The organism is Roseateles flavus, assembly GCF_039872765.1.
Taxonomy (GTDB): Bacteria; Pseudomonadota; Gammaproteobacteria; order Burkholderiales; family Burkholderiaceae_C; genus Roseateles_B; species Roseateles_B flavus.
On sequence record NZ_JBDPZC010000042.1, the window covers coordinates 1 to 2,205 of the forward strand.

Consider the following 2,205-nt stretch of genomic DNA (forward strand, 5'->3'; position numbering starts at 1 on the left):
CCACCGCCTGCGCCCGGGCCTGCACCTGCCGCGCAAACAGCGCCGCCAGACCCTCCTCGCGCGGGTACTCCCGCTGCGACACGCCCCAGCCCAGCAGCTGCGCCCGCTCCTGCGACGGCAGCATGGGCAGCTGACTGACCATGCATTGACCGTCGTCCACCATGCCCTGCAGCAGGGTCAGCAGATAGCCGGCATAGCGTTGCACCGTGCCTGCCTCGAACAGGTCATGGCTGAAGGTGATACCGCCCTCCAGGGCGCCACCGGTGTCATTGAGCGACAGCAGCAGGTCGAAATGCGCGCTCGACTGCTCCAGTGCAATTGCCGACAGCGTGCCGCCGGGGAGCCGCATTTCCTCTCCGCCCGGGGTGTTGTCCAGGGCAAACATCACCTGGAACACTGGGGTGTGGCCCAGGCTGCGAACGGGCTTGAGCACCTCCACCACCTGCTCGAAAGGCAGGTCCTGATGGGCATAGGCCTGCAGCACAGCGTCCTTGACCTGCTCCATCCAGCCCGCCAGGGTCATCTGCGGCTCCACATGGACACGCAGGGCCAGGGTATTGGCGAAGAAGCCGATCAGGGGCTCGAGCTCGACGCGGTTGCGATTGGCCACAGGCGTCCCGATCACCACGTCCTGCTGGCCGCTCAGCCGCGACAGCAGAGCAGCCCAGGCCGCCAGCAAAGTCATGAACAGGGTGACTCCGTGACGCTTGGCGAGGGAACGCAGGTTCTGCGTCAGCTCCGATGACAGCGTGATCGGCATGAAGCCGCCGTCGTGGCTTTTCACGGCCGGCCTTGGATGGTCGCCCGGAAGTTCCAGCAGCGCAGGGGCATCCTTGAGATAGCTGCGCCAGAAGCCGATCTGACGCTCCAGGGCATCGCCCTGCAGCCAGTTGCGCTGCCAGACCGAAAAGTCCGGGTACTGCACAGACAGTGACGGGAGGCCATGAGCACGGCCTTCGCTGAGGGCGGCGTAGATCTCCGCCAGTTCCTTCATCAGCACGCCCATGGACCAGCCATCGGACACGATGTGGTGCTGGGTCAGCACAATCACGTGCCGATCGGCAGCCAGGCGCAGCAGTTGCCCGCGCGCCAGCGGCCCGCTGGCAAGGTCGAAAGGCATCACCATTTCTTCAGCGGCAGCCGCCCGGACACCTTCTCGCTGCTGATCCGGCGCCTGCTGGCTCAGGTCGCGTTCGCGCAAGGTGAAGCCGACATCGGGCGCCTGGAGCGCCTGTCGGGGCTCTCCGTCAATCGAGACAAAAACCGTCCGCAGGCTTTCATGTCGGGCCACGATCTGATCCAGCGCTGCGCGCAGTGCCGGAACGTCCAGCTGGCCATCGAACTGGAAGGCCGCCGTCAGGTGGTAGGCCTTGCTGGCCTCGGGGTCCATCTGGTCCACGAACCACAGCCGCCATTGCGGCCACGACAGAGGCAAGGGTTCGGTACGGCTCACCGTCGGGATGCTTGCCGCCGCCTCAGGGAGCTGGCCGGCTGGCGCACCTTGCGACTTGCGCAGGCGACGCAGCACGAGTTCTAGTTTCTTGGCGTCGAGTTCGCTGTGCAGGAGATTCGTCATGACTGCTTCTATGAATTTGATGTCGTCTGGATCTGAGAGAGAGGGCCCGGCATCAGGCCTCGTCGGCGTCCTGTGCCAACAGCGCGGCGATCTCTTCTTCAGAGAGACCGTCCAGTTGTGCCATGGCCTGGGCGATGTCCTGTGCCTCGAACTGAGCTGCACTGGCCTGGAGCACGGCATGAGCCAGCTCGGTCAGGCTTGGCGTGTCAAAGAGGGTGGACAGCGGCAGTTCGACGCCGAAGGTCACACGCATCCGCGACATGAGCTGCACCGCCATCAGCGAGTGCCCGCCCAGCTCGAAGAAGTTGTCGTGACGGCCCACGCGCTCCAGCTGCAGCAGCTCGGCCCAGATGGCCGCCAGCGTGGTCTCCACCTCGCCCTGCGGTGCCTCGTAGGCGCGCCGGCTCCAGGCCTGCTCGTCCGGCGCCGGCAGCGCCTTGCGGTCCAGCTTGCCGTTGGGGTTCAGCGGCAGCGATGCCAGCTGCACATAGGCCGCCGGCACCATATAGCTGGGCAGCGTGGCCTCGGCCTGTGCTCGCAGCTGCTCGGCGCTGGCCGTGCCCGTGTAGTAGGTCACCAGGCGCTTGTCGCCGGGCTGGTCCTCGCGGGCCAGCACCACCACATCGCCG

2 protein-coding genes are annotated in these 2,205 nt (G+C 66.2%); both read right to left on the reverse strand.

Going from position 1 to position 2,205, the window contains the following annotated elements:
- Positions 1-1,576 (reverse strand): condensation domain-containing protein (locus ABDJ40_RS24625; protein ID WP_347613749.1); only part of this gene is annotated, 1,576 nt, incomplete at its 3' end.
- Positions 1,577-1,628: 52 nt separating this feature from the next.
- The coding region (locus ABDJ40_RS24630) for a phosphopantetheine-binding protein (RefSeq protein ID WP_347613751.1) at positions 1,629-2,205 on the reverse strand (577 nt) is incomplete at its 5' end.